Here is a 19,974-nt window from a genome sequence, read left to right on the forward strand (position 1 = left end):
TTCGTCAGCGCCCGCTACTCTTCGCGCTGGGTCTGCTCCAACAACACCACCGCGCGTCCCTCGACCGTGACCTTGCCCTGCGGCGGCAGCGCGTCGGCGTTCTCCACCTGGCCGGTGCCGGCGGCGGTGTCCAGCACGGGGCGCCAGCCGGGTCCGAATTCGTCAGGGGGAAGCACGAATTCGATCGGCTCGTGGTGAGCGTTGAAGCACAACACGAACGAGTCGTCGGTGATGCGCTGTCCCCGGGAATCCGTGCCCGGGATCCCCAGACCGTTCAGGAAGACCGCCACCGACTTGCCGAAGCCGGAATCCCAGTCCTCGTCGCTCATCTCCGAACCGTCGGGCCGGAACCAGGAGATGTCGGGTAAACCTTCGGAACCGCGGATGCGGACCGGTGCACCGGTGAAGAAACGCCGCCTGCGGAAGACCGGGTGCGCGGCCCGGACGGCCGTCACCGCCCGGGTGAACTCGATCAGGTCGCTGTCGGCGTTGTCCCAGTCGATCCAGGTGAGCTCGCTGTCCTGGCAGAAGCCGTTGTTGTTGCCGTTCTGGGTGCGGCCCAGCTCGTCGCCGTGACAGATCATCGGAACCCCTTGCGACAGAATCGTTGTCGCCAGGAAGTTGCGTTGCTGCCGGGCCCGCAGCGTGTTGATCTCCGGGTCGTCGGTCGGGCCCTCGGCGCCGCAGTTCCAGGACCGGTTGTGTGACTCGCCGTCGTTGTTGTCCTCGCCGTTGGCTTCGTTGTGTTTCTCGTTGTAGGACACCAGGTCCCGCAACGTGAATCCGTCATGAGCGGTGACGAAGTTGATCGAGGCCACCGGCCGCCGGGCGGTGTGCTCGTACAGGTCGGCCGATCCGCTGATCCGGGAGGCGAATTCGCTGAGGATGGCGTCCTCGCCGCGCCAGAAGTCGCGGATGCTGTCGCGGAACTTCCCGTTCCACTCGGTCCATTGCGGCGGAAAATTGCCCACCTGATAGCCGCCGGGGCCGACATCCCATGGTTCGGCGATCAGCTTGACCTGGCTGACGATCGGATCCTGTTGCACGAGTTCGAAAAACGCCGACAGCCGGTCGACATCATAGAATTCGCGGGCCAGGGTGGAGGCCAGGTCGAAGCGGAATCCGTCGACATGCATCTCGGTGACCCAGTACCGCAGCGAATCCATGATCAGCTGCAAGGTGTGCGGATGGCCCACGTTGAGGCTGTTGCCGGTGCCGGTGTAGTCCATGTAGTACTGCTTGTCGTCGTCGACCAACCGGTAGTAGGCGGCGTTGTCGATGCCGCGCATCGACAACGTGGGGCCCATGTGGTTCCCTTCGGCGGTGTGGTTGTAGACGACGTCGAGGATCACCTCGATGTTGGCCTCGTGCAGCGCGCGCACCATGGCCTTGAACTCCTGGACCTGGCCACCGGGTGTGTTGCTGGCGGTGTACTTGAAGTCGGGCGCGAAGAACCCGATTGTGTTGTAGCCCCAGTAGTTTGACAGACCCTTCTCGATGAGCGTCGAGTCGTTGGCGAAGTGGTGGACCGGCATCAGCTCGATCGCCGTCACGCCCAGACTGGTCAGGTGCTCGATGATCGCCGGGTGCGCGATCGCGGAGTAAGTGCCGCGAATCCGTTCGGGGATGGCGGGATGGGTCTGGGTGAGGCCTTTGACGTGCGCCTCGTAGATCACGCTGTCGGCGTACTCGTGGCCGGGCGGGCGGTCCACGCCCCAGTCGAAGTATGGGTTGATCACCACCGATTTGGGCATGTTGGCCGCGGAGTCGTCGTCATTGCGGCTGTCCGGCTCGCCGAAGTTGTAGCTGAACAACGACTGGTCCCACTGGAATGACCCGTCGATCGCCTTCGAGTACGGGTCCACCAGCAACTTGTTGGGGTTGCACCGGTGGCCGTTGGCGGGATCGTAGGGGCCGTGCACCCGGAATCCGTACCGCTGACCCGGCTGGACGCTGGGCAGGAACGCGTGCCAGACGAATCCGTCCACCTCAGGGAGCGCGATCCTGGTCTCCGAGCCGTCATCGTCGAAGAGACACAACTCGACCCGCTCGGCCACCTCGCTGAACACGGCGAAATTGGTGCCGGACCCGTCGTAGCTCGATCCCAGCGGGTAGGCCTTGCCCGGCCACACCTCCGGCCGATCGTCGGCGTGGCCCGATTCGGCTGCGACCCCCGGTGCCGCGGTCTGCTCAGCGCTGACATTAACCACCGTGCCTCCTGACATTGACGGATTGACCGAACTGGAACACCGGCGGTCGCGCTCTGTATATCCGTTGCCGGGCCGGGTTAAGCATGAGATCGCTCTCAGTCTGCGCGGGTGCCCGAAACGTGCTCAGTGAAAAATGCTTTCGGAGTTCCGGAGAGGGTTGCGACACGGTCACGGACGCATACCTATTGACTGCTCAGCGGTCACAACAACCCCATTGCTCACTATCGTCACATCAACCCATGCGGACGTCAATGCGGCGTCCGGCCATTGGAAAGGTGTGACATGTCGGCGATTCCTCGCTTCGTTTCGGTATCGCTGGCAGCGACGGCCGCTGTCGGATTGATCCTTCCGGTCAGCCTCGTGCCCGGCCTCGGCCCGCAGGCGCACGCGTTGCCCTGCAGCGCGCCCGAAGCAAACGTCCCGCCGCCGGCGAACGCCGTCGTGACCAACCCGGGCGGCAAGGTGCTCGGCCCCATGAACAAGCGGCCCCGCGGCGCCAATGACCGCGCACCGCTGCCGCGGTTGGGTCCGTTGCAGCGTGTGCTGCAACCGGGCCAGCGTTACTCCGCGCCGATGCAGCAGCAGGCGCTCGTCCCGGGCGCCAACCCGGCACCACCGGTTCCCGCTCCGCCGGCCGCCGGTCAGCAGCCGGCGGCGGGTCAGTTGGCGCCCGCCCCGGAGGGGGCCGCCGTCCCGGCCCCCAACCCGGCGCCGGCGCCGGCGCCACCAGCCGGGGCACCGGAAGCCGACGGCGCACTAGGCGGCTCCAACACCTCGCTGGTCGAATGGGTGACCGGCCCGGACGGCCCGAACAAGACCCTCGAACGGTTCGGCATCTCCGGAACGGACCTCGGAATCCTCTGGGACAACGGCGATCCCGCCAACCATCAGGTACTCATGGCCTTCGGTGACACGTTCGGCTACTGCGCGGTCAAGGGCGACCAGTGGCGCTACAACGTGTTGTTCCGCAGCAACGACCAGGACCTGTCGCACGGCCTGCACGTGGCGACCGGCGACCCCAGCAACAGGTACGCGGGCTCGCCGACCCAGCAGCCGGGCTTCTCCCGCCAGGTCATCAACAGCATCAAATACGCCAGGGAAGAAACCGGAATCATTCCGACCGCTGCCATCTCCGTCGGCAAAACCCAGTACATCAACTTCATGTCCATCAAGGACTGGGGCCGTGACGGCGAATGGTGGACGAACTACTCCGGCGTCGCGATGTCCACCGACAACGGCCAGACCTGGTCGGTGTATCCCGGCACGATCCGCGCCAACGGGCCCGACGCCGCGCGGGTTCCGTACGTCGAGGGCAACGAGAACTTCCAGATGGGGGCCTATCTCAAGGGCAGCGACGGCTACCTGTACTCGTTCGGCACACCGAACGGGCGTGGCGGCGCGGCGCACCTGTCGCGAGTGCAGCCGCGTTTCATTCCGGACCTCACCAAATACGAGTACTGGAACGGCGATTCGAACTCCTGGGTGCCCAACAAGCCGTCGGCGGCGACCCCGGTCATCCCGGGCCCGGTCGCCGAGATGTCCGCCCAGTACAACACCTATCTCAAGCAGTACCTGGTGATGTATACCAACGGCGCCAACGACGTGGTGGCCAGGACCGCGCCCACTCCGCAGGGCCCTTACGGACCGGAGCACCTGCTGGTGTCCAATTTCCAGATGCCGGGCGGTGTCTACGCACCGATGATGCACCCGTGGACGACAGGCAAGGACGTGTACTTCAACCTGTCGCTGTGGTCGGCATACGACGTGATGTTGATGCACACCTCGCTTGGCTAAGGGGCTTAGCTATGGGCCCGGCTAGGGGTCCACAGGCCGATTCGTCCAATCCCGCCCGGCGCGCCGCGATGAACGGAACCACCCGCCCGCTGCACCGGTTCCGCCGTCGGTCGGGATGGTGTGGCCGGTGACGAATGCCGAGAGGTCCGACGCCAGGAACAGGATGACGCGGGCCTGGTCCTCCGGCAGGCCCATCCGCCCGACCGGAACCCACTGCGGCCACTGGCTCTGTTCCTCGGGGGAGAGCCACTGCGAGTAGGGCACCTGCCGGGATTCGGTGACGTCCGGACCGATCGCGTTGACCCTGATCCCGTCCTTGCCCACCTGCACCGCCAGGCTGCGGGTGAAGTGGATGACGGCCGCCTTGAAGGCGGCGTAGACCGGGTCCTCGGGGTAGCCGCGCAGCCCCTCGACGGAGGAGACGTTGACGATCGCTCCGGCCCGCCGCTCGACCATCATGGGCAGGAAAGCCCGGGTGACGAGGAAGACGTGGTGCAGGTTCACCCGGTACAGCTCGTCCCACAGGCCGGGGTCGGTGTCGGCGAAGCTGCCCGGGTGCCGCACCCAGTGCCCGACGTTGTTCACCAGCACGTCGAGGCGGCCGTACGCCGCCCGGACGCTATCCGCGAGCGCGCCGACCTGGTCGGCCTCCCGCACGTCGGCGACCATCGCCTGCGCCGCCGCGCCGGACGAGGCGATCTCATCGGCAGTCCGGTGCGCGCGTTCGGCGTCGATGTCCGCGATGATCACCCGGGCGCCGTGCTGGGCGAAGAGCCGCGATGTCGCCGCACCGATCCCGCCGGCTCCACCGGTGACCACCGCGACGTGGCCGGCCAACAACCCATCTGCGTACGCCATGGTCATATCTTGGGCCGAAGCTGACAGGATGCTCCAGGTGACCCGACCCAACTTTCTGGTGATTGTTGCCGATGATCTCGGCTACTCGGATATCGGCGCCTTCGGCGGTGAGATCAAAACCCCCAATCTGGACCGGCTGGCCTATCAGGGCATCCGGTTCACCGACTTCCACTCGGCACCGGCCTGCTCGCCCACCCGGGCGATGCTGCTCACCGGAACCGACCACCACGTCGCGGGCATCGGCACCATGCTGGAGGTGGCCGTCCCCGGCTTCCAGGGTGCGCCGGGCTACGAAGGCTACTTGAACGACCGGGTGGTCGCGTTGCCGGAATTGTTGCGGGAGGCCGGGTATCTGACGCTGATGTCGGGCAAATGGCATCTGGGCGCCACCATCGAAAGATCGCCGTGGGCCCGCGGTTTCGACCGCTCATTCGCCCTGCTGCCGGCCGGGGCCAGCCACTACGGCCCCGTCGGGGGCAGCGGAGGGCCCGAATTACTGTCAATTCCAACGCTTTACACCGAGGACGACCACTTCGTCACCGTCGGTGAGGACTTCTACTCCTCGGACCACTACACCGACACCTTGCTGCGTTTCCTGCGCGAACGCTCCGCCGATGACGAGCGACCCTTCTTCGCCTATCTGCCGTTCCAGGCGCCACACTGGCCGCTGCAGGCACCCGACGAATCCGTCGCGGCCTACTGCGGTCGCTACGACGCCGGACCGGACGTGCTGCGCGAGGAGCGGCTGGACGCGCTGAAGCGGCTGGGGCTGTGCCCACCCGATGTGCAGCCGCATCCGGTGGTGGCCGACGGCGCCCCGGAGTGGGACGACATGACCGACGAGGAACGGGCACGTTCGGCGCGCACCATGGAGGTCTATGCCGGGATGGTGGACCGGATGGACTGGAACATCGGCCGGGTCATCGACTACCTTGCCGAGACCGGCGAGCTGGACGACACCGTGGTGATCTTCCTGTCGGACAACGGCGCTGAGGGTGCGATCGTGGAGGCGATGCCGCTGCGCGGCCCGCAGATCGCCGCACAGATCGAGAAGTACTACGATAACAGCCTGGACAACCTCGGCCGCCCCAGCTCCTACGTCTGGTATGGCCCCCGCTGGGCACAAGCCGCCACCGCGCCCTCGCGGCTGCACAAGGCGTTCACCACCGAAGGCGGGATCCGGGTGGTCGGCTTCGCCACCTGGCCGGGCTTCGAGCGGCAAGGCGAAATCGGCACCGCCTTCACCACGGCCATGGACATCGCGCCCACCGTGCTGGAGCTGGCCGGCGTCGAGCACCCGGGTACCAGCTGGCGCGGTCGCGAGGTGGAGCCGATGCGCGGCCGCTCAATGGTGGCGTACCTGTCCGGCGCCGACGGCGTGCACGACGCCGAGACCGGCACCGGGTGGGAGCTGTTCGGCCGCCGCGCAATTCGGCAGGGCGACTGGAAGGCCCTGCATCTGCCGGCGCCGCACGGCACCGGCACCTGGCAACTCTATGACCTGTCCGCCGATCCCGGCGAGATCGACGATCTGGCCGCCGCCCACCCCGAGAAGCTCGCCGAACTGATCGAGCTGTGGGATCGCTACGTCGAGGACAACGGTGTGATCGTCGAGCCGATCTCGGTGTTCGACGCCGACCCGTCGCTGTTCGGCTGAGCCTCAGTCTTTTCCGCGTGGCGGCGGCTGGACCTCCACACCGCTGGATTCGTGCTCGGGGCCGGCGTCAGGGTGTTCGGCCGGCACCCGCTCGCGGTATTTCGCTGCCTCGCTAGACCGGGTTTCAGGGTCGGACCGGTTCTCGCCACGGTACGGGCCCGGCTTCGGCCGCGGCTTCCCGCCAGGGAAAGCCAACCGAAAGATGGTGCGGTGCACCATGAACCACTGCTTCGAGAATCGTCCGGTGTTGTAGGGCAGCTCATAGCGTTCGCAGATGTCCTTGATCTTCGGCGCGATCTCGGAGTACCGGCTGGCCGGCATATCGGGGTACAGGTGATGCTCCACCTGATAACCAAGATTGCCGCTGATCACATGGAACAGCGGGCTGCCGTCGATGTTGGCGGCCCCGACCAACTGACGCAGATACCACTCTCCGCGGGTTTCATCCTCGACCTCCTCCTGGCTGAAGGTGTAGGTCTGGTCGGGGAAGTGCCCGCAGAAGATGATGGCGTGCGCCCACACATTGCGGATGACATTTGCCAGCGCGTCGGCGGCCAAGGTCCGCAGATAGGTGCTTTCCGCGCCGGACAATGTCTTATCGAAAAACGTTGCCGTCGCTCCGATTCGGCCCTTGTCCGAGATCCTGCGAAGCCGCCGGCCGAGGCGGGATTTTGCCGGCTGTTCGAGGCGTCCGCCCGATGCCAGTTGCACTAGCGTGAACGCGCCGGCACTGATCAGCGGCCACCCGATGTAGTCCTTGATGATCTGCGAACGCGCCTTGACGCCAATGCCTTTGAGGTCCTTGCGGACCTCCGACCACGGCTTCTCACGGGCCCGAATGGCATCGATGTCCATATCGTGCACGGCCACACCCCACTCGAACAGAACCGTCAGCAAGGCGTTGTAAAAGAACTGTCCGAGATACCGTGGGTGCCATGTCTGATTCGGATCGATCCGCATGATCTCGTAGCCGAGATCCTTATCCTTGCCCCGGATGTTCGTGTAGGTGTGATGGATGAAGTTGTGCGAATGCTTCCATGACTCGGCGGTTGAGGCGGTGTCCCAATCCCACTTGGAGGAATGGATGTCGGGATCGTTCATCCAATCCCACTGACCGTGCATCACATTGTGGCCGATCTCCATGTTCTCCAGGATCTTGGCCATACCAAGGCATGCGGTGCCGAGTACCCACGATGTCCTCGATCGTGAGGCAAGCAGCAGGACCCGGCCGACCACCACGATCTGTCGCTGTGCCGCAATAACCGCTTTGATGTAGTGGCGGTCCCGCTCGCCGAGGTCGGCGAACACCTCGTCGTGAATGGCGTCAAGCTCTTTCCCAATTTTTTCGCGCTCCTGTTCGGTCAGGTGGGCGAATGGGCTTTCAGAGCGCTGCAAAGTAGAAGTCACTGTGGTTCCTTTCGGTTAAAGTTCGAGTTCGACGTCGCCTTCGGCGCTGTTGATGCAGATCCGGACTTCCTGCCCAGTGGGTTCTATGACGTCACCAGAGCGCAGGTCACGCAATTTGCCTGATTTGAGCGTTCCTACGCAGGTGTGGCAGATGCCGATCCGGCATCCGAAGGCTAGTTCCAGCCCGGCATTCTCGCCGGCCTCCAGAATGGATGTGCCGCCGTCGCATTCGGTGGTCTTGTCGCTCTTGAGGAAGCAGACTTCACCACCTTCTCCGGCCCCGGCGTCACCACCGATCTTCGGCTGAAAGCGTTCGTAGTGCAGGCGATCCGGATCGCCGTTGTTCTCCCAGTGTTCGATCAGCGCATCGAGCATTTCCTCCGGGCCCGAGCAGAACGCTTCACGTTCGCGCCAATCCGGGCACACCTCATCGAGGTCGCTCGGCTTGAGCCGGCCGCGGTCTCCCGTCAGGCGCACGTCGAGCGTCATCCCGGCGTGACGTTTGTCCAGTTCTTCGAGGACGTCCAAGAACATGACCTGCTCGCGTGTCCGGGCTGAGTGAATGTGGAGCACGTCCTGCATCTCGTCGCGACTGTCGAGGCTGCGCAGCATGCTCATGATCGGCGTGATGCCGCTGCCGGCGCTGATGAAGAGCATCTTGGTCGGTAATGGGTCCGGAAGGGTGAATACACCTTCGATCTCACCGAGCCGAACCAACTCCCCGGGCTGAATCTTCTCTACCAGGTACGGCGATACCACGCCGCTGTCCACCTTCTTTGGCGTGACGCTGATCAGGCCGTCGGCTGGCTCCGGGTCCGAGGTCAGGGAGTACGCGCGCCAGTGGTACACGCCGTCGATCACTAGACCCAGCCGGACATATTGGCCGGGCTTGTGCCCCGGCCACTCGTACCCCGGCCGGATCAAAATACTGGCCGCTTCCGAGCCCTGCTGCTCGACCCGCTCGACTTTCCCCCGCAACTCTTTCGTCGTCCAGAGTGGGTTGATCATCTCGAGGTAGTCGTCGGGTTCCAACGGCTTAAATAGATTGCGTATCGCTCGCAGGAACAACCTGCGACCACGGGGGACTTGAGGCTGCGCACCGCGTTCGGCCATGGTTTAACAGTACACACGTGTACACTCAAATAAACATTCTCAGCTAGATATGCAGCTGTGCAACAAGTAAACGGCCGTAACTGATTGTCCAAATGGCGAACGCATGTTCACTAGAAGAAGCTCGGTTGGCACGCGACAGCCACACCTGTGATCAGCATTACCCCCCTCGTCGGGTTTAAACGTCGCCCGGCCAAACGAGGCCGGCGGTGAACTCTGCGGTGATCTCTTCGGCGCCCCGTCCGCGTGTCGCGCCGTGACCTTCACGATCGACCGATACAAGTAGCGAATGCGCACGAGCAACCCGATCCGGCTCGAGGATGCCGCGGTGGCGATCACCGGCGGCGCCCGCGGCATCGGGCTGGCCACCGCACAAGCGTTTGCCCGAGCCGGCTCGCGCGTCTTCATCGGTGACCTCGACGCCGACCTGGCCGCCGCGGCCGCCGCCGGGATCGGAGGGCACGGTACGGGTCTGGACGTCCGCTCCCGGCAATCCTTCGCCGCGTTCCTCGACACCGTTGACGCGGCCGGCGCGCCCCTGGCGGTGTTGGTCAACAATGCGGGCATCATGCCGGCCGGCCGATTCGCCGACGAGGACGACACGATCACCGACGCGATCCTCGACATCAATACCCGGGGAGTGCTGATCGGCACCAAACTCGCACTGCCCGGCATGCTGGCCCGCGGCAGCGGCCACATCGTGAACATCAGTTCTTATCTGGGCGAGGTCCCTGCAGCCGGATTGGCCACCTACTGCGCCAGCAAGCACGCGGTCGTCGGCTTCAGTGAAGCGCTGCGGGACGAGATCGCCGGGTCCGGAGTCAGCGTATCGGTCGTACTGCCCTGCGCCGTGCGCACTGAACTGACCGCAGGGGTCAAGCTCGGTGGGGTGCTGCCCACCGTCGACCCGGAAGACATCGCGGACGCGGTGGTGCAATCGTGCGGCCACCGGCGTGCCATCGTCTCGGTGCCCGGCTGGATGCGCGTCTACGAGACCGTTGCCGCCACCATGCCAGACCGGCTGGTCGCAACGGTGCGCGGGCGCCTCACCCGCAAGCGGGTGTTGCAGACACTGGATGCCGTAACGCGGTCCGCCTACGAAGAGCGGGTGCGCGGCACCGTCCGCTGATCACGGCGAACGGTAATGCAATACAACGTTTTTCGGTCGTGCCACGCTATAGCGCAGATCGCTGTGAATGCCCTCGGAGAAGTCTGCCAATCCCATGTGTATTCGAACGTAACGAAATGTGTTTCAGGTAACGGCAATTCGATGAACTAATCAACCATCGCCGGTCGTGCCCTTGCTATGACCGTAACAACGTATTCCACATCAACCGATAAGGCCGAACGGTATCACCGAGGATCACCTCGAATCGCCGGTATCGCAACGGCATTCCCGCCGCACCGGCACAATCAGGATGAAGTCGCACGAGAACTCACCCGGGTGACCGGTCCGGAATTCATGCGATTCGCCCGTACGGCCGGAGTCGACGAGCGCAATCTTGCCCTGCCGCTGTCCCGTTACCCGGAGCTCAGCGGTTTCACCGAAGCCAACAACGCCTACATCGAGGTAGCCACGGACATCGGTGAGCGAGCGATACTTTCGGCCCTGGCCACAGCCGATATCGAACCGCACGAAGTGGACGCGATCATCGTGGTCTCCAGTACCGGGATGGCGGTACCGACACTCGATGCGCGTCTGATTCCGCGGGTGGGACTGCGCCCCGATGTCAAACGAATTCCGTTGTTCGGGCTGGGTTGCGTGGCGGGTGCGGCGGGAATGGCTCGCTTGCACGACTACCTCCGCGGCTTTCCCGGCGACGTGGCGGTCTTGTTGTCGGTGGAGCTGTGTTCACTGACGCTGCAGCGCGACGACGTCTCCATCCCCGCGCTGATCGGAGTGTGCTTGTTCGGAGACGGTGCTGCGGCGGTCGTCGCCACCGGGGCTGAACGTACTACCAGCGGCAGCAACACAATTCGCGATCCGCAGATCGTGGCAACGCGCAGCCGGGTGATTCCGGACACCATCGGGGTGATGGGTTGGGATATCAGCTCCAACGGCTTCGGACTGGTGATGGGCCGCGAGGTCCCGCAAATGGCCGACCACTACCTGCGCGGGGAGGTCGACGACTTTCTCGCCGAGAACGGTTTGTCCATCGCCGACATCGCGGCATGGGTGTGCCACCCCGGCGGTCCCAAGGTGCTCGACTCCATCGAAGAGGCACTGGGGCTGCCACCGGCGGCCGTGGCGCACAGCCGGAACTCGATGCGGGAGAACGGCAACATCTCCTCGGCGTCGGTCCTCGATGTGCTGCGCCGGACGGTCGTCCAGCCACCCTCCGAGGGCTCCTACGGCGTCATGATGGCGATGGGTCCCGGCTTCAGCTTCGAACTGCTGCTGCTGCGCTGGTGAGGGCGGACTCATGTACTGGTATTACTCGTTCATCCTCGCGGTCGGCCTGGAACGGCTGGTCGAGCTCGTGGTCGCCCGCCGCAACGCGGCATGGTCAACGGCCCAGGGCGGCAGGGAGTTCGGCCGCGGTCATTACCCGGTGATGGTCGGCATGCACGCGCTGCTGCTGCTCGCGTGCCTGGTCGAAGTCGCGGCACTGCATCGCCCCTTCATCGCATGGCTCGGCTGGCCCATGGTCGCGGTCGTGGGGCTCAGCACCGTCGTCCGCTGGCGCTGCGTGGCGACGCTCGGCAGACACTGGAACCCACGCCTAACCGTGGTCCCCGGGGCGCCGCTGGTGACCGGCGGGATGTACCGATGGGTTCGCCACCCGAACTACACCGCCGTCGCGGCGGAGGTGGCGGCGCTGCCGCTGGTGCATTCGGCCTACTTGACCGCCATCGTGTTCACCATCGCCAATGCCGCGGTGCTCAGAGTCCGGATTCGCGCCGAGAACACCGCCCTGGGCTACGCCTAACGCGTCCTGGCACTTTACAGCCCTTTATAGCCCTTTTGATACCAGCAGTAGCGTAATACAGTGATGGAGTGACCAGCCCCGTAGACGGCAGCTACCTGCATACCTGCCCGCTGTGTGAAGCCATGTGCGGCTTGGTGATTCAGGTCCAGGACGGCAGAGTCGCCGGCATTCGCGGCAATCGCGACGACGTCTGGAGCCACGGGCACATCTGTCCCAAGGGCGCCGCCCTCGGAGTTTTGCACGACGACCCGGACCGCATTCGGCAACCACTGATCAAGGTCGAGGGGCAGTGGCAGGAGGTCAGCTGGGACGCGGCGTTCCGGCGCTGTACCGAACTGCTGACGCCGGTGATCGAACAGTACGGAATCGGCGCCGTCACGGCCTACACCGGCAACCCACTGGCCCATTCGTTCTCGCTGGCCCGTTATGCGGGCGTGCTACTGGGCATGTCGGGCATACCGGTCACCTATTCGCCCGGCACGGTCGACCAGTGGCCGAAGAATCTGTCGTCGCACCTGATGTACGGCGGCTGGTGGGACTTCCCGGTGCCCGATATCGAACGCACCGACCTGCTGGTGATCATGGGCGCCAACCCAGCGGCATCACAGGGCTCCCTGCTGGCGGCGCCGAACGTGATGGGGCTCATCGACGCGATTTGTAAGCGCGGCAAGGTGATCGTGATCGACCCGGTGCGCACCCGTACCGCCGACCATGCCGATGAGTGGCTGCCGATCGTGCCCGGCACCGACGCGGCGTTGCTGCTGGCGGTGACCCACACCCTGTTCGCCGAAGACCTGGTGGCGCCCGGACCGCACGTGACTGGCGTGGACACGATGCGCCGCGTCGCGGCGGAATGGCCGCCGAGCCGGGTGAGTGCCGTCACGGGCATCGACGAAGAACGCATTCGAGCGCTGGCCCGCGAATTGGCCGGCACCGAAAGATCGGTGGTCTACGGCCGCATCGGCCTGTGCAATCAGGAATTCGGCAGCCTGGCCAGCTGGCTGGTCGACGTCGTCAACATCCTGATCGGGCATTTCGACACTCCCGGTGGCGCGATGTTCCCGCGGCCGGCGGCCTGGTCGATCACCACGCAGCCGCTGCCCGGCCTGGAGGACGGCGCGCCGGAGTTCGGCCGTTGGCAGACGCGGGTGCGGGGCGCCAAGGAAGTGCTCGGCCAGGTTCCGGTCTCCTGCATGGTCGAAGAGATAGCGACTCCGGGGGAGGGGCAGCTCAAGGCGCTGATCACGATTGCCGGCAACCCGGTGCTCTCCTCGCCCGGCGGCGACAAGCTTGACGAGGCGCTGCCGATGCTGGAAGCGATGATCTCCGTTGACAATTGGCTCAACGAGACCACGCGCCACGCCGATGTGATCCTGCCCGGTCTGTCGCCCCTCGAGCAGCCGCACCACGATGACCTGGTGCTGCAGTTCGCGATTCGCAGCTTCGCCAACTACTCCGCACCGGTGTTCGGCCCGGGTGAGCGGCCACACGAATGGGAGATTTTGATCCGCCTCACCGGATTGTGCACCGGCACGCCCGCAGAGGATGTCGACGTCGCCGCGATCGACGACGGCTTCTTCGACTACCTCGCATTCACTCAGGGCCTCGACGGCGCCGTCCTCCGTCAGGACTACCGGCACGGCGGCCCGGAGCGGATGCTCGACCTGACCCTGCGCACCGGACCCTTCGGTGATCGCTACGGTGACAACCCCGGTGGCCTCACCCTGGACCTGCTCAAGGCCAACCCGAACGGAATCGACTTCGGGCCGATGGTGCCGCAGCTGCCCGGCATTCTCGGCACCGCGGACAAGAAGATCCGGCTGGCCCCGCAGTACCTGCTCGACGACCTCTCGCGACTGGCCGCCCGGCTGGAACGCCCGGCCGAACCGCTGGTCCTGGTCAACCGCCGGCACCTGCGGTCGAACAACTCCTGGCTGCACAACGTGCCCGCGCTGATGAAAGGCAGGGATCGCTGCACCTTGCTGATGCACCCCGCGGACGCGGCCCGTTGCCGCGTCACCGACGACGACATCGTCACGGTGAAGTCGGAGTCCGGCGAGATCAAGGTGCCCGTCGAGATCACCGAGGCGATCAGACCGGGTGTGGTCTCGATGCCGCATGGCTGGGGTCACGACAAGCCCGGGACCCGGTTGTCGGTGGCCAACGGCGCCCCCGGCGCCAACACCAATGTGCTGTCACCGCCGAGGTTGATCGACGAGCCGTCGGGCAATGGCGTTCTCAACGGAATACCGGTCACGGTCAGCTGAGTTCGATGTCCGCGACAACCTCGGCCGCAGCGGACTTTTCCGCGGTTACGGTTTCGTCAATATTCCGCGCTGACCGACGCGGATCTGATAGCTTCCCGCCAGTCTTAGTCCTGCACCGGCCAATCGGGCTTGACCGCGCAGCGATCTCGGTAGGCGTGGATTGGAGACACGGTGAGCGACACGATCGATCTGACTCTTGGCTGCGGCAGCGCGGATATCGAAGAAATCCTCAGCGATGCCCGCCGGCTCGTGGAACCGGCGCTTCGCGATGTGCTGGCAACCCTTCCAGGTGAACTTCGCGAAGTCGCGGATTTTCACTTCGGATGGCGCAACGCCGGCGGTGACGAAATCTCCGGCGGCGGCGGCAAGTCGTTGCGGCCGGCCCTGGCGTTCGCCTGCGCGCGTGCGGCGGGCGGACCCGTGGAAGCCGCAGCCGGCGCCGCGGCCGCGGTGGAGTTGGTGCACAACTTCTCGCTGCTGCACGACGACATCATGGACGGCGACCTGACCCGGCGACACCGTCCTACCGCGTGGACCGCGTTCGGCGTCTCCCGCGCGCTGCTGACCGGCGACGCGCTGTTCGTGCTGGCGGTCGATCTCGTCAACGACGGACCGGCCGGCGCGGCGCTGCGGGCGAGCATGCTCGAGTTGTGTGCCGGCCAGTCTGACGACCTGACCTTCGAAAACCGTGCCGCCGTGACGTTGCCGGAATGCCTCGGCATGGCCGAGAAGAAGACCGGCGCACTGCTGGGCGTGGCATGCCAGCTCGGCGCGCTGTCAGTGACGCAGGATCTGTGTCTGGCGAACGTTTATCGGGATTTCGGGCGTCACCTGGGCGTCGCGTTTCAACTGGTCGACGATGTGCTCGGCATCTGGGGACACGAATCGCTGACCGGCAAACCCGTTGCCTCCGACCTGAAGTCGAGAAAGAAGTCCTTCCCGGTGGTTGCCGCCCTGTCCTCGGGCACGGCGGCCGGCGCGGAATTGGCGACGCTGTATCGCAGCGGCACCGTCCTGGGCGAGCGTGAGCTGGCGCTGGCGGCCGATCTGGTGGAACGCGCCGGCGGCCGGGCCTGGGCGGAGAATGAGGCCGCGCGGCACTGCTCGGCGGCGCTGGCGCTACTGGCGACCGCCGAACCGGATCCGGTAGGTCTGGCTGAACTGCGGGCGCTGGCCGAGTTGGTCACGGCGCGGGTGTGCTGAAAGGTCAACTGTCACAGACTGTTCGGGGTCTGTGCGGGTAGCTGCCGGTGTGAGCTGCCCAACGTGCGCACCCGCTGCCCGAACTCTGCCAGCGCCGACTCGAAGCGCTCCCGGCTGAAGTCGGGCCACGGCTCGTCGACGAAGAGCAGTTCTGAGTAGGCCGACTGCCAGAGGAAGCCGTTGGACAGCCGGCGGTCGCCGCCGGTGCGGATGATCAGATCGGGGTCGCGCATCCCCGGCGCGTAGAGCAGCTGCCGAAAAGCGTCCTCGCCCCCGCCGCTGTAGCGCTGCGCGGCGTCCAGCATTTCCTGCCGACCGCCGTAGTTGATGGCGACGAACAGATCCATCCGATCGTTCTTCGACGTGGCCTCCTCCGCGCGATCAACCGCGTCGAGCACCGACTGCGGCAGGCCGCTCCGCGACCCCACCACCTTCAGGCGGATCCCGAGTGGGGCCAGTGCGACGATGCCGCGATCGAACGTCGCGGCGAAAACATCCATCAGACCGGCGATTTCACTCGCCGATCGAGTCCAGTTCTCGGTCGAGAAACCAAACAGCGAGAGCTGCTCGATGCCGAGCTCGCAGGCGTCCCGAACGCGCCGGAAGGCGACATCCCCGCCGGCGAAGTGGCCTTCCATGGTGGAAAGTCCGCGCTTGGCCGCCCAGCGCGCGTTGCCGTCGGGACAGATCGCCACGGTGCGCGGCAGCTGTCCGGCCGTCAAGCCGGTCGGCTGGTTGTCAGGCTGCTCCATATCCCCGGCTTTCCGATCGGGTGCGTTATCTTCCGGGCGATGTTACAGACAGCCTGTGGTTCAACCGTCCGGGGTGGGCGAAACCTGTTGGCGTGCAATAGGTTCTTCGGGGCTGGACGCCCGCCGGGGCAGGACGGCGGCCACCGCAGCGGCGGCGATCACCGCGACGGCGGCGCACACCAGGCAACCCACCCACAAGCCATCCAGGAAAGCGGCTTCGACCGCGTGCCGCACGCTGCCGGCCTGCCCGGCGGGCAGTTGGGCGATCACCTGATCGGCGGCGGCCATGGACTGGCGCATCGTGCCTCGCCGGCCTGGATCCAGTTGGGACAGAGCTGGATTGGTTTCCAGCGAGGTTGCGTAAACGGACGCGAAGGCACTGCCGACGATTGCGACGCCGAGGCTGCCGGCGAGTTGCCGCGACGCGCTGGCCACCGCCGATCCGACCCCGGCGGCAGCCACGTCCAGAGAGCCCATGATCGAGTCGGTCGCACACGCGACCGTGAGTCCGAGTCCGCCGCCGAACAAGGCCATCGCCGATCCGATGGCCCAGTAGGGCGTGTCGGCCTGGAAAGTGGCCGACCACCCCATCGCAGCGGCGAAGCTCAGCAGCCCGACCACCACGGCCGCGGTAGTGCCAAGGCGTTCGTCGATCCGAGGCGCGAAAATGCTGGCGGCGGCGATGGAGAAGGCGACCGGCAGCAGTCGGGCACCGGCCTGGAACGGGGAGTAGCCGGTGATGAACTGCAGGTACTGCGCCATCACGAAGACGAACCCGAACAGCGCCAGGTAGGCCGCCGAGACAGTCAGGCAGCCGCCCGAAAATCGCCGATCGGCGAACATCGACGGACGCAGCATCGGCTGCGCGGTGTGTCTCTCCCGCCAGATGAAACCGGCGAGCAGGAGGGCCGCCGCGACAAAACCGCCGAAAGTCCGTGCGCTGGACCACCCGACGTTGGGCGCCTCGATGATCGTGTAGGTGAGGGTGGCCACGCCCAGCGATGAGGTGACCAGTCCGGTGACATCCAGGGGCGGGGGAGCGGGATCGCGCGAGGTGGGCACCGACGTCAGAGTCCCGGCGATGGCGACTGCGGCGATGGGCACGTTGATCCAGAAGATCGAGCCCACCGAGACGTGCTGCACCAGCCACCCGCCCGCGATCGGCCCGACGACGACTCCGAGTCCTCCCATCGCCGACCACACCCCGATCGCCTTGGCGCGCTGACCCGGGTCTCGGAAGATGTTGGTGATCAGTGCCAGCGTGGTCGGAAAGATGCTGGCCGCACCGAGTCCCATCGCGGCACGCGCCGCGATGAGCACTGCCGGTGAGCCGGCGGTTGCCGACAGCGCAGACATCGCGGCGAACAGCACCAGCCCCCAGCACAGCAGCCCGCGTCTGCCGTACCGGTCTCCCAGGTTGCCGGCCGACAGCAGAAAGCCGGCCGAGGTCAGCGAGTATGCGTCGACGATCCACTGCAGCTCAGCGTTGTCGGCGTGCAAGTCGCGTGCGAGCGACGGGAGCGCGACGTTGACGACCGTGATGTCGATGCCGGCGATGAAAATGCTCAGGCACATGACGGCCAGCGCCACAGCGGGGCGGACGCGCACATCGGTGTGGCGCAAAGGCAAACGCATAGATTTGCCAAGTTAGTGGGGAAACCTCAAGTCCTTCAAGCGATCGAGGACATGGCCCCCCGCGCGGGCAGTTAAGCCCCTCTACTGATCACCTGATCGGCCGCGGCGCGCATCTGGTCGGACAACCGGAGTAGATCGTGCTCGCCAACCCCGTTGGGCATGGTGTAGGCCACTTGACGCAACTCGACTGCGTAGTTGCGTAGCTGCTGGCGGAGTCGCGTCTCGATTGTCGGCATGACGCCTCCTAACGGTGGGGACTGGCCCGGGCGCCCCTCTGATCGACCGGCCTTCTCGAATCTATGCCGTTGCCGCCCTCATCCGCGAGGTCGGCGGAGCGGTATTTACGAGAGATTGACGGGCCATTTACAGTCCGTACCCTTTGGGCAAGCTTCGTCGACGACATTCGCCGCACAGCCGTGCATTAGCTGACGGCCCGCACGGCGCACCGCGACGGCAACTCAGTCGGAGTCCTCCGGCTCGTCGTCGATCACCACCGTTTCCTGCTGTTCCTGCCAGTCCGCAGCGCTCGCCTCGAGCGGCAACTCGGCGGGGCCGCCCTCGTATTCGTCATCGTCTGGGAAATCCGTCGTGGGCCGCAGCTGTTCAGCGGCGTCGGCGATGGGCACGTCGTCGGGGAATATGTTGTCGCGCTCGGACATGGACGCCAAACTACCCCGTGCGGGCCGATGAAACCGGCGGCTGGGCCGGTGCAGAGCCCCAGGGTCGGTTTCCGTAATCGTCCTGCGGGCTACTATGCGGCCATGGCGCTCGACGAAGGATCGACGTTTGCCGGGTACACCGTCATCAAGCGGCTGGGATCCGGCGGCATGGGTGAGGTCTATCTGGCCAAGCACCCCCGACTGCCGCGCCAGGACGCGCTGAAGGTGCTCAAAGCCGATGTGTCGGCCGACAGCGAATATCGGGAGCGGTTCCACCGCGAAGCCGACACCGCGGCCACGCTGTGGCACCCGCACATCGTTGCGGTGCATGACCGCGGCGAGTCCGACGGCCAGTTGTGGATCGACATGGACTACGTCGACGGCACCGACGCGGGGGAGTTGTTGGAGGAGCGGTACCCCAACGGCATGCCCGGCGCGGAAGTCGTCGACATCGTCACCGCGGTCGCCGAAGCGCTCGACTATGCCCACCTGAACAAGCTGCTGCACCGCGACGTCAAGCCGGCGAACATCCTGATCGCCCAGCCCGATTCGCCGGACCGGCGAATTCTGTTGGCCGACTTCGGCATCGCCGGTCTGGTAGGCGAATCGACGGGACTGACCGCGACCAACATGACGGTGGGCACCGTGGCCTACGCGGCGCCGGAACAGCTGATGGGCAACGACCTCGACGGGAGAGCGGACCAGTACGCGCTTGCCGCGTCGGCATACCAGCTGCTCACCGGTGCGCCGCCGTTTCAGCACACCAATCCCGCGGTGGTGATCAGCCAGCACCTGAGCGCTTCGCCGCCGGCCATCAGCGAGCGCAGCCCGGAACTGTCGAATCTGGATCCGGTCTTCGCCAAGGCACTGGCCAAAGACCCCAAGGATCGCTACCTGCGGTGCATCGATTTCGCGCGGGCCCTGAGCCACAACCTGGGCGGCGCCGGAGATCCCGACGAGACCAGCCTGTCCCTGCCGGCGGTGGCCGCCTCAGCGCCGCGACGTTCGCTGATGCGGCCCGCCGTCCTGGTGCCGGCGTTGCTCGCCGTCCTGCTGGTCGTCGCGGTGGTGTTCGGGCTTCGGGAGTATCTGCGCGCCGACAAGGAGGAGCACGCGACGCCCGCTCCGCAACCGCCCGCGACCAGTGCGCAGCCGGCCTCGACCACCGGGGCCGGCGCCACGCCGCCAACGACATCGGCGCCCGAGATCCCCGTCGTCGCCATCGGAGCGGACTGCTTTCCGCTCGGCAGCCTGGGTACCACCAAGACCGGAGCGACCGCCTACTGCTCGACGATCGCCGGAACCAACACCAGCATCTGGTCTCTGACCGAAGGCACCGCGGCCAGCCCGACGGTCAGCGCCACCCTGGAACCGAACGAGAGCCCGCCGCCCACCGAGCAGGAGACACCGGTCCGGGTCTGCATGGAGCAGACCGGGCAGACCCGGCTGCAGTGCCTGCAGGAAATCCGCCGCGGCAACGGCAGGCCCTAGC

The 19,974-nt window shown here is 65.9% G+C and carries 16 protein-coding genes; 8 read left to right on the top strand and 8 right to left on the bottom strand.

Going from position 1 to position 19,974, the window contains the following annotated elements:
* Positions 1-14 precede the first annotated feature (14 nt).
* Positions 15-2,225 (bottom strand): glycogen debranching protein GlgX, encoded by a 2,211-nt coding sequence (gene glgX / locus C0J29_RS14915; protein ID WP_082978338.1) that lies wholly within the window; start codon positions 2,223-2,225, stop codon positions 15-17.
* Positions 2,226-2,492: 267 nt separating this feature from the next.
* Here glgX and C0J29_RS14920 point away from each other — a divergent pair, with 267 nt between their 5' ends.
* Entirely contained in the window at positions 2,493-4,004 is a 1,512-nt protein-coding gene (locus tag C0J29_RS14920) for a DUF4185 domain-containing protein (RefSeq protein WP_065164446.1), read from the top strand.
* Positions 4,005-4,025: 21 nt separating this feature from the next.
* On the opposite strand, the gene C0J29_RS14925 is transcribed toward C0J29_RS14920, so the two are convergent.
* The gene (locus C0J29_RS14925) at positions 4,026-4,862 is read right to left on the bottom strand and encodes an SDR family NAD(P)-dependent oxidoreductase (protein WP_371872395.1); all 837 of its coding nucleotides are present in this window, start codon (positions 4,860-4,862) and stop codon (positions 4,026-4,028) included.
* 37 nt (positions 4,863-4,899) lie between these two features.
* Between C0J29_RS14925 and C0J29_RS14930 the strand changes: the two genes are divergently transcribed.
* On the top strand, positions 4,900-6,519 hold the full coding sequence (locus C0J29_RS14930) for an arylsulfatase (protein WP_120794741.1): 1,620 nt from the start codon (positions 4,900-4,902) through the stop codon (positions 6,517-6,519).
* A 3-nt stretch (positions 6,520-6,522) separates the two neighbouring features.
* Here C0J29_RS14930 and C0J29_RS14935 read toward each other — a convergent pair whose 3' ends face one another.
* Complete coding sequence (locus C0J29_RS14935; protein WP_120792797.1) at positions 6,523-7,926, bottom strand: fatty acid desaturase family protein; 1,404 nt, start codon at positions 7,924-7,926, stop codon at positions 6,523-6,525.
* A 15-nt stretch (positions 7,927-7,941) separates the two neighbouring features.
* Positions 7,942-9,039, bottom strand: coding sequence for a ferredoxin reductase (locus C0J29_RS14940; RefSeq protein WP_065049447.1), 1,098 nt, complete (start codon positions 9,037-9,039; stop codon positions 7,942-7,944).
* Between the two features lie 286 nt (positions 9,040-9,325).
* Between C0J29_RS14940 and C0J29_RS14945 the strand changes: the two genes are divergently transcribed.
* From C0J29_RS14945 to C0J29_RS14965, 5 genes are all read left to right on the top strand, one after another.
* The gene (locus tag C0J29_RS14945) at positions 9,326-10,165 is read left to right on the top strand and encodes an SDR family oxidoreductase (RefSeq protein ID WP_065049449.1); all 840 of its coding nucleotides are present in this window, start codon (positions 9,326-9,328) and stop codon (positions 10,163-10,165) included.
* Between the two features lie 177 nt (positions 10,166-10,342).
* Positions 10,343-11,449 carry a type III polyketide synthase gene (locus C0J29_RS14950; protein WP_120792798.1) on the top strand — a complete coding sequence of 369 codons (1,107 nt, stop codon included), beginning with the start codon at positions 10,343-10,345 and terminating at the stop codon, positions 11,447-11,449.
* Between the two features lie 10 nt (positions 11,450-11,459).
* Positions 11,460-11,966 carry an isoprenylcysteine carboxyl methyltransferase family protein gene (locus C0J29_RS14955; protein ID WP_120792799.1) on the top strand — a complete coding sequence of 169 codons (507 nt, stop codon included), beginning with the start codon at positions 11,460-11,462 and terminating at the stop codon, positions 11,964-11,966.
* A 68-nt stretch (positions 11,967-12,034) separates the two neighbouring features.
* Positions 12,035-14,233 (top strand): molybdopterin-dependent oxidoreductase, encoded by a 2,199-nt coding sequence (locus C0J29_RS14960; RefSeq protein ID WP_120792800.1) that lies wholly within the window; start codon positions 12,035-12,037, stop codon positions 14,231-14,233.
* Positions 14,234-14,404: 171 nt separating this feature from the next.
* Complete coding sequence (locus C0J29_RS14965; RefSeq protein WP_242460440.1) at positions 14,405-15,436, top strand: polyprenyl synthetase family protein; 1,032 nt, start codon at positions 14,405-14,407, stop codon at positions 15,434-15,436.
* An 11-nt stretch (positions 15,437-15,447) separates the two neighbouring features.
* Here C0J29_RS14965 and uppS read toward each other — a convergent pair whose 3' ends face one another.
* The 4 genes from uppS to C0J29_RS14980 all read right to left on the bottom strand — a co-directional run bounded on the left by uppS (position 15,448) and on the right by C0J29_RS14980 (position 18,482).
* A complete protein-coding gene (uppS, locus tag C0J29_RS14970; protein ID WP_065049453.1) occupies positions 15,448-16,188 on the bottom strand; it encodes a polyprenyl diphosphate synthase in 741 nt (246 codons plus the stop codon).
* 60 nt (positions 16,189-16,248) lie between these two features.
* Complete coding sequence (locus tag C0J29_RS14975; RefSeq protein WP_120792801.1) at positions 16,249-17,823, bottom strand: MFS transporter; 1,575 nt, start codon at positions 17,821-17,823, stop codon at positions 16,249-16,251.
* Positions 17,824-17,894: 71 nt separating this feature from the next.
* Positions 17,895-18,059 carry a hypothetical protein gene (locus C0J29_RS32845; RefSeq protein WP_162951475.1) on the bottom strand — a complete coding sequence of 55 codons (165 nt, stop codon included), beginning with the start codon at positions 18,057-18,059 and terminating at the stop codon, positions 17,895-17,897.
* 222 nt (positions 18,060-18,281) lie between these two features.
* Complete coding sequence (locus C0J29_RS14980; RefSeq protein ID WP_065049457.1) at positions 18,282-18,482, bottom strand: hypothetical protein; 201 nt, start codon at positions 18,480-18,482, stop codon at positions 18,282-18,284.
* 102 nt (positions 18,483-18,584) lie between these two features.
* Between C0J29_RS14980 and C0J29_RS14985 the strand changes: the two genes are divergently transcribed.
* Positions 18,585-19,973 carry a serine/threonine-protein kinase gene (locus C0J29_RS14985; protein ID WP_065049459.1) on the top strand — a complete coding sequence of 463 codons (1,389 nt, stop codon included), beginning with the start codon at positions 18,585-18,587 and terminating at the stop codon, positions 19,971-19,973.
* The last annotated feature ends 1 nt before the right edge of the window (position 19,974 follow it).

Source organism: Mycobacterium paragordonae (genome assembly GCF_003614435.1).
Classification (GTDB): domain Bacteria; phylum Actinomycetota; class Actinomycetes; order Mycobacteriales; family Mycobacteriaceae; genus Mycobacterium; species Mycobacterium paragordonae.

Bases quoted from the DNA above. Each gene is read 5' to 3' on its own strand.
- C0J29_RS14980 (WP_065049457.1), bottom strand. From the start codon at position 18,482: ATGTCCGAGCGCGACAACATATTCCCCGACGACGTGCCCATCGCCGAC.
- C0J29_RS14925 (WP_371872395.1), bottom strand. From the start codon at position 4,862: ATGGCGTACGCAGATGGGTTGTTGGCCGGCCACGTCGCGGTGGTCACC.
- C0J29_RS14955 (WP_120792799.1), top strand. From the start codon at position 11,460: ATGTACTGGTATTACTCGTTCATCCTCGCGGTCGGCCTGGAACGGCTG.
- C0J29_RS14985 (WP_065049459.1), top strand. From the start codon at position 18,585: ATGGCGCTCGACGAAGGATCGACGTTTGCCGGGTACACCGTCATCAAG.
- C0J29_RS14975 (WP_120792801.1), bottom strand. From the start codon at position 17,823: ATGCGTTTGCCTTTGCGCCACACCGATGTGCGCGTCCGCCCCGCTGTG.
- uppS (WP_065049453.1), bottom strand. From the start codon at position 16,188: ATGGAGCAGCCTGACAACCAGCCGACCGGCTTGACGGCCGGACAGCTG.
- glgX (WP_082978338.1), bottom strand. From the start codon at position 2,225: ATGTCAGGAGGCACGGTGGTTAATGTCAGCGCTGAGCAGACCGCGGCA.
- C0J29_RS14920 (WP_065164446.1), top strand. From the start codon at position 2,493: ATGTCGGCGATTCCTCGCTTCGTTTCGGTATCGCTGGCAGCGACGGCC.
- C0J29_RS14940 (WP_065049447.1), bottom strand. From the start codon at position 9,039: ATGGCCGAACGCGGTGCGCAGCCTCAAGTCCCCCGTGGTCGCAGGTTG.
- C0J29_RS14950 (WP_120792798.1), top strand. From the start codon at position 10,343: ATGACCGTAACAACGTATTCCACATCAACCGATAAGGCCGAACGGTAT.
- C0J29_RS32845 (WP_162951475.1), bottom strand. From the start codon at position 18,059: ATGCCGACAATCGAGACGCGACTCCGCCAGCAGCTACGCAACTACGCA.
- C0J29_RS14945 (WP_065049449.1), top strand. From the start codon at position 9,326: ATGCGCACGAGCAACCCGATCCGGCTCGAGGATGCCGCGGTGGCGATC.